Annotated in this window: 5 protein-coding genes and 1 pseudogene; all 6 read left to right on the plus strand. The window is 67.9% G+C overall.

Translation table 11 applies throughout. The annotated features are described in order from the left end of the window. Window positions 1-186: 186 nt before the first annotated feature. Window positions 187-1,830, plus strand: a complete 1,644-nt coding sequence (gene argS / locus D477_RS15160; RefSeq protein WP_005271198.1) for an arginine--tRNA ligase — start codon at window positions 187-189, stop codon at window positions 1,828-1,830. 4 nt (window positions 1,831-1,834) lie between these two features. After that, window positions 1,835-3,274 (plus strand): diaminopimelate decarboxylase, encoded by a 1,440-nt coding sequence (gene lysA / locus D477_RS15165; protein WP_005271199.1) that lies wholly within the window; start codon window positions 1,835-1,837, stop codon window positions 3,272-3,274. Between the two features lie 65 nt (window positions 3,275-3,339). After that, a pseudogene (locus D477_RS15170) lies at window positions 3,340-4,658 on the plus strand (homoserine dehydrogenase). Then, window positions 4,659-5,759 (plus strand): threonine synthase, encoded by a 1,101-nt coding sequence (thrC, locus tag D477_RS15175; protein ID WP_005271209.1) that lies wholly within the window; start codon window positions 4,659-4,661, stop codon window positions 5,757-5,759. Window positions 5,760-5,766: 7 nt separating this feature from the next. Next, the gene (gene thrB / locus D477_RS15180; protein WP_005271219.1) at window positions 5,767-6,729 is read left to right on the plus strand and encodes a homoserine kinase; all 963 of its coding nucleotides are present in this window, start codon (window positions 5,767-5,769) and stop codon (window positions 6,727-6,729) included. Between the two features lie 314 nt (window positions 6,730-7,043). Then, window positions 7,044-7,809: Rho termination factor N-terminal domain-containing protein (locus D477_RS15185; protein ID WP_043847200.1), on the plus strand; the 766-nt coding region annotated here is incomplete at its 3' end.

Here is a 7,809-nt window from a genome sequence, read left to right on the forward strand (position 1 = left end):
TTGGCCGGTGCGTTTGGGACTCATAGAGCTTATCAGTAACAGGGCCCCATGGCGCAAACCGGTCAGTAGCCGACGAAGCCGGTCCTGGTCGGCGCCAGCTCCGGGCGGCCCTGCGCGCACTGTGCCCGTCCTCACAGCGGTTCGGTGCGGGACGGTTGGCCGGCGCCGGGCCTTTATGCTTAACGGGTGACTCCTGAAGAACTTTCCGCTGCCATTGCCGCCTGCCTGCGCGACGCTGTCGAGGCAGGCGATTTCGCCGTCGAAATTCCGGCTGAAGTCCGCGTGGAGCGGCCGAAGAACCGCGAGCACGGCGACTGGGCCACCAATGTGGCCATGCAGCTGGCCAAGAAGGCCGGGATGAACCCGCGCCAGTTCGCGGAGATCCTGAGCGCACGCCTGGCCAAGATTGACGGCGTGGCGAAGGTCGACATCGCGGGTCCGGGCTTCCTGAACATCACCGTGGACGCGGCAGCAGCCGGTTCGCTGGCCCGCGCCATCGTGGAAGCCGGCACCTCCTACGGCACCGGCGAGGACTACGCCGGCACCCGGATCAACCTCGAGTTCGTATCGGCCAACCCCACCGGCCCGATCCACCTCGGCGGCACCCGCTGGGCAGCGCTGGGCGATTCGCTCGCCCGCATCCTTGAGGCCCAGGGAGCGGATGTCACACGTGAGTACTACTTCAACGACCACGGCACGCAGATCGACCGCTTCGCCCGGTCGCTGCTGGCCAGCGCCAAGGGCGAACCGGCCCCCGAGGACGGCTACGGCGGAGAGTATATTTCGGACATTGCCAACGCGGTCCTGGCGCGGAATCCGGATGCGCTCGCGGCCGACGATCCGCAGGAGGAATTCCGCAGCCTCGGCGTCGAACTGATGTTCGCGGCCATCAAGAAGTCCCTGCACGAATTCGGCGTGGACTTCGATGTCTACTTCCATGAGAACGACCTGTTCGATTCCGGCGCGGTGGCCGGCCTGCTCGAGCAGCTGAAAGCCTCCGGCAGCCTCTACTTCGCCGACGGTGCCTGGTGGCTGAAGTCCACCGACTTCGGCGACGACAAGGACCGCGTGGTCATCAAGTCCGACGGCGACGCGGCCTACATCGCCGGGGACATTGCCTACTTCAAGGACAAGCGCGACCGCGGCTTCGACCTGTGCATCTACATGCTCGGCGCCGATCACCATGGTTACGTCGCACGGCTCAAGGCTGCTGCCGCCGCCCTGGGCGACAGCGCTGACCGGGTGGAAGTCCTGATCGGCCAGATGGTCAACCTGGTCAAGGACGGCGTGCCCGTGCGCATGTCCAAGCGCGCCGGCACCGTCGTCACGATGGAAGACCTGGTGGACGCCGTGGGTGTCGACGCCGCGCGGTACTCGCTGACCCGTTCGCACGCGGATTCGAACATCGACATCGATCTGGACCTCCTGACCCGCCGCAGCAACGAGAACCCGGTCTTCTACGTCCAGTACGCCCACGCCCGCACCTGCGCGGTGGCCCGCAACGCGGTGGCCGCCGGCGTGGACCGCAGCGCCTTCGATGCGTCGCTGCTCGAACACGCCACGGAGAACGAACTGCTGGCCCATTTGGGCGCCTACCCCTCCGTTGTCGCGACGGCCGCCAAGTTCCGCGAGCCGCACCGGGTGGCCCGCCACCTTGAGGTCATTGCCGGGGCCTACCACCGCTGGTATGACTCCTGCCGTGTCACCCCGCTCGGGGATGCGGAGGTGACGGACCTCAACCGCACCCGGCTCTGGCTCAACGATGCGACCACGCAGGTCCTGGCCAACGGGCTGGGGCTGCTGGGCGTCACCGCTCCGGAAAGGATGTAGCCCTATGACCGCCGAAACTTCTGCCGCCTCCCCGCTCGCTCCGGACTGGCTGGCCTACCCCGAGGACGCCAACGAGCTGCTGCCGAAGATGTGGGCCCGCGATGTTGCCCGCGGCGCCGCCGGCGAGCTGGAGATCTCCGGCATCCCGGTCAGCGAGCTCAAGGCCCGCTTCGGGTCGCCGCTGTTCGTCATGTCCGAAATGGACTTCCGTACCCGTGCCCGGGACTTCAAGGAGTCCTTCGACGCCGCCTTCGCTGAGCTCTGCGGGGGAGTGGACGTCTACTACGCCGGCAAGTCCTTCCTCTGCACAGAGGTAGCGCGCTGGGTGGACCAGGAAGGCCTGCGCCTCGATACCTGCAGCGGCGGCGAGCTGGCCGTGGCCGCCCGCGCCGGCATCCCCGGCAGCAAGCTGGGCCTGCACGGCAACAACAAGTCCGACGCCGAGCTCAACCGCGCCCTCGATATGGGCCTCGGCCGGATCGTCGTGGACAGCCTGGACGAGCTGCACCGGCTGGCAGCCATCGCCGCGGAGCGGAACGAGCGGGCCAACGTGATGTTCCGGCTGACCCCGGGCGTGCATGCGCACACCCATGAGTTCATCGCCACCGCCCACGAGGACCAGAAGTTCGGCCTCTCGATGGCCGGCCCCGACGGGACTACGGCGGGCTCGCCGGCAGAGGAAGCGGTCCGCTCGGCCCTGGGCTACGACTCCATCAACCTGCTCGGCCTGCACTGCCACATCGGCTCCCAGATCTTCGAGCCGGAGGGGTTCGCGCTGGCGGCCGAACGGCTGCTGGAATTCGTGGCCAGGATGCGCAAGGAACACGGAGCCGAGCTGCCCGAACTGGACCTTGGCGGCGGCTATGGCATCGCCTATACGGAAGCTGACACCCCGCGGCCCCCGGCGGAACTGGCCCAGGCGATGGCCGCCGTCGTCAGTTCCACCTGTGCGAGGCTGGGCATCGCGGTGCCGAGGATCTCCATTGAGCCCGGCCGGGCGATCGTGGGACCGACCACCTTCACACTGTATGAAACCGGTACGCTGAAGACGGTCAACGTGGACACGCCCGACGGCGGAACCTACCCGAGGCGCTATGTTTCCGTTGACGGGGGGATGAGCGACAACGCCCGTCCCGTCCTGTACGACGCGGACTATTCGGTGGCGCTGGCTTCCCGTGTGACGCAGGAGCCGGCAATTATTTCCCGCGTGGTTGGCAAACACTGCGAGAGCGGTGACATTGTAGTCAGGGACGCGTATCTGCCTGCGGACATTGCCGCCGGCGACCTGCTGGCGGTGCCGGGCACCGGGGCGTACTGCTGGGCGCTGGCCAGCAACTACAACTATGTCGCCCGTCCGGGCGTGGTCGCCGTGGCCGACGGCCAGGCCCGCCTGATCGTGCGCGGCGAAACCGAAGAAGACCTGCTGGCACGCGACCTGGGCTGACCGAAGACGGTAGCCGGGTACGCAGTCCAGTTTTGACCTAGATGGCTTGGGAGTTTAAGGCAGCAATGAACACGCTGAAAGTGGCACTGTTGGGGTGCGGAAATGTCGGATCCCAGGTGGCGCGGATACTCCTGGACGACGCCGAGAGCCTGGCCCGGCGCGCCGGAGCGCGCCTGGAACTGACCGGCATTGCGGTGCGCAATGTGGACGCGCCCCGCGACGTCGAGCTGCCCCGCGCACTGTTCACCGATGACGCCGAGACGCTGGTCAAGGATGCCGACATCGTCATCGAACTGATGGGCGGCATCGAGCCTGCCCGGTCGCTGATCCTGCGCGCGATCGAGCACGGCGCGTCCGTGGTCTCCGGCAACAAGGCGCTGCTGGCGGCCGACGGCCCGGGCCTGTACGAGAAGGCGGCGGCGGCCAACGTCGAGCTCTACTATGAGGCCGCCGTGGCCGGCGCCATTCCGATCCTGCGGCCGATCCAGGAAAGCCTGGCCGGCGACCGGATCACGCGCGTCCTCGGGATTGTCAACGGCACAACCAACTACATCCTCGACCAGATGGACACCACCGGGGCCGACTTCGCCGATGCGCTCAAGGCTGCGCAGGCGCTCGGATACGCGGAAGCGGACCCGACTGCCGACGTCGAGGGCCTGGATGCGGCTGCCAAGGGCACCTTGCTGGCGTCGTTGGCCTTCCACACCGTGTTTCCGCTCGAGGCAGTGAAGTGCCAGGGCATTACCGGCATCACCGCGGGGGACATCGAGGCTGCGCGGGACACCGGCTTCGTCATCAAACTGCTGGCCATCGCGGAAAAGCAGACCGCGAAGGACGGCACTGAGGGTGTCTCGGTGCGCGTGCATCCGACCATGCTGCCGCGGACCCATCCGCTGGCCGCCGTGCACGGGGCCTTCAACGCCGTCTTCGTCGAGGCCGAGAATGCCGGTGAGCTCATGTTCTACGGGCAGGGAGCCGGCGGACGGCCCACCGCCTCGGCCGTTCTGGGCGACGCGGTGACCGCTGCCCGCCGGATCGTCAGCGGCGGACGGGGCCGGACCGAAACCACCGGTGAGCCTTTGGCCGTGCTGGGCGAGGACAGCATCCTGACCAGCTACTACATCGGCATCGATGCGGCGGACCAGCCTGGCGTGCTGGCCCAGATCGCCCACGTCTTCGCCGACCACGGTGTCTCCATCGAGGTGATGCGCCAGACGATGCACACCGAGGATCCGCTCAGTCTCGCCGACGGCTCCGCCACCGCGGAACTGCGCATTGTGACCCATCGTGGCACCGAGCTTCGCTCGCCGCGACAGTGGAGGCGATCAAGGACCTGGATGTCGTGAACTCAGTAACTTCCGTCCTGCGAGTAGAAGGAGTCTAAGTGGCTCACCAATGGCGCGGCGTAATCCGCGAGTACGCCGACCGTCTGCCGGTTACCGAACACACCGAGATCATCACCCTCGGCGAAGGCGGCACGCCGCTGGTCCATGCCAAAGCGCTCTCCGAACTGACCGGTTCCACTGTGTACCTGAAGGTCGAAGGCATGAACCCCACCGGCTCCTTCAAGGACCGCGGGATGACGATGGCCATCACTGCTGCGGTGGAGGCCGGCGCCAAGGCCGTGGTCTGCGCCTCGACCGGCAACACCTCGGCCTCCGCTGCGGCCTATGCCACCCAGGCGGGACTGAAGTGCGCCGTCCTGGTGCCGGCCGGGAAGATCGCGATGGGCAAGATGAGCCAGGCGATTGCCCACGGGGCCGAGATCATCCAGATCAACGGGAACTTCGACGCTTGCCTCGAAGTGGCCCGTAAACTCTCCGAGGCCTACCCGGTGTTCCTGGTCAACTCCGTGAACCCCGCCCGGATCCAGGGCCAGAAGACGGCAGCCTTCGAGACCGTCGACTTCCTCGGCGACGCACCGGACATCCATGTGATGCCGGTGGGCAACGCCGGGAACATCACCGCGTACTGGAAGGGCTACCAGGAGTATGCCGCCGAGTACGAATCCGCGGCTGCCGGCACGCTGCCGGCCGTGGCGACCAGGACACCGCAGCTCTGGGGCTTCCAGGCCGCCGGCGCGGCCCCGCTGGTGCTGGGACACCCGGTCACCGAGCCGGAAACCGTGGCTACCGCCATCCGGATCGGCAACCCGGCCTCCTGGGACACCGCTATCGCCGCCCGCGACGAATCGGGCGGGCTGATCGACGCCGTCACTGACGACGAGATCCTCGCCGCGCACCGCTGGCTCTCCTCGCGCGAAGGCGTTTTCGTGGAACCCGGTTCCGCCGCCGGTGTCGCCGGCGTCATCAAGAAGCACGCGGCCGGTGAGGTGCCGGAGGGCAAGACCATCGTCATCACCGTTACGGGCCACGGCCTGAAGGATCCGCAGTGGGCACTGCGCACCGAAGACGGCGGCGAAGTGACGCCGGTCAAGGTGGATTTCGACGTTGTCAGCGTGGCTGCAGCCCTTGGCCTTGAGTAGCGCCCCCGTGAGGACGTCGGAGCGTACCGCGATCGCCGCCGGCCAGCGCGTCAGTGTGCGCGTTCCGGCGACGAGCGCCAACCTTGGCCCGGGCTTCGACAGCCTGGGGCTGGCCGTCACGCTGTACGACCACGTGCAGGTCGAATCCACCGATGACGGCGTCTTCAGTGCCGAGGTGGCAGGCGAGGGCTCGGCAGAGCTGCCCCGCGACGGCAGCCACCTGATCCTCGCGACGATCAGGGACACCCTCGGCCGGGTTGGCTATGAGAGCACCGGGCTCCGGCTGCAGGCCGAGAACGTCATTCCGCATGGCCGCGGGCTGGGCTCCTCCGCCGCCGCGATTGTCAGCGCTGTGCTTTTGGCGAACGCTCTGCTGCCGGCCGGGGACCGGTTGTCGGACCAGGAGGTCCTGCAATTGTGCTCGGCGCAGGAGGGCCACCCCGACAATGTCGCCCCGGCACTGGCCGGAAGACTGGCCATCTCCTGGGAGACCGGAGGATCCTTTTTCAGCACGGCCGTCGACGTCCATCCCGACATTGTGCCGATCGTGGCCATCCCGTCCTACGAACTGTCGACGGAAACGGCCCGCAACCTGCTGCCGGTTTCCGTCCCGCACCACGTAGCTGCGGCCAACGCCGGCCGCGCCGCGCTCCTGGTGCAGGCGCTCACGCGGGATCCGGCCCTGCTGCTGCCCGCGACGGTGGATGCGTTGCATCAGAGCCATCGGGCTCCGGCCATGGCGCCCAGTGCGGACCTGATGCAAGCCCTGCGCGCCAACGGATTCGCCTCAGTGGTTTCGGGTGCCGGTCCGACCGTGATGACCTTGGCAGACGGACGCCGGCAGGCGGACCAAGTCCTCGAACAGATCCACAGCACCGTGTCCGCCTCGGCGATGCCGGACGGTTGGCGTGTTTTGGAACTGGCAGTTGACACAGATGGTGCTAAAGTGGAGGTGCACCGCCGGAATTAACCGGCTTGGCAACCTGCCGCGAAGGCCGCCGGCAACACCGGCCGCGAACAATCGGCAGCGGACCCATGATCCGGTGCAGCCTCCTGAGGATCCGTCGAGGAATTACTAAGTGCCGTGCCAGCGCAGCCACTGTGCGGCGGCGCATCCTAAGACCGAAAGAACGGACGCCGTTCGAGGTTTTCCACAATCACTCGGCTTTGCCTGGTGCGCACTTCGGCAAACCCGACCCGGCTATGTTTCTCATGCATCAGCCGGGATGCAAACAACGCGGTCCGCTTCCGATGCGGCCGCCCGACGAGGGGGAAGGATCCTTCGTGACAGAAACCACTGACCTGACAGCAGGTGTGGCGACAACATCAGACTCCGCTGCGCCGAAGAGCGCAGGACTTGCCGGCCTCAAGCTTGCCCAGCTGCAGGCCCTTGCCACCCAGCTCGGTATCACGGGCGGCTCGCGCATGCGCAAGAGCGACCTGGTCGCGGCCATCTCCGACCACCAGCGCGGTTCCGCCGTCGCCGATCGCCCGGCCAAGGCGAAAGCCCGCGCCGCTGCAGCCGAAACCCCGGCCGCGGCCGAGACTGCGGCACCCACCGAAACGGCCGCTGAGGCCAATGGACAGACCGGTGCCCAGGCCGCGTCCAAGACCGGCGGCGACCTGAACAAGGCCGCCGAGCGCGTCAGCCGCTCCCGTGGCCGGAGCCGCCGCGCCACCAGCGACGGCACCGTCGCCACTGAAACTCCTGCCGCCACCGAGGCAGCTGCGCCGAAGGCGCCGGCTGCACCCGAAGCCGCAGCCCAGCCCGCAGCAGCTCCCGCCGCCGAAGCTGCCCCGGACCAGGCCGAAACCAAGCAGGCCGAAACCAAGCAGGCCGACGCCGAAGCCGGCCGTGACGGTGCCCGTAGCCGGAGCCGCAGCCGCAGCCGCCGGTCGGACGACCAGGGCGAGCAGCAGACCCAAGGAACCGCCGAAGGCGCTGACCAGGCCGAAACTGCCCCTGCAGAGGCGCAGAAGGAGAGCCAGGACGGCCAGGGCGAACGCCGCGACCGGCGTGACCGCGGCCGCGGGCGGGCCGCGACGGTGA

The organism is Arthrobacter crystallopoietes BAB-32 (genome assembly GCF_000328305.2).
Classification (GTDB): Bacteria; Actinomycetota; Actinomycetes; order Actinomycetales; family Micrococcaceae; genus Crystallibacter; species Crystallibacter crystallopoietes_A.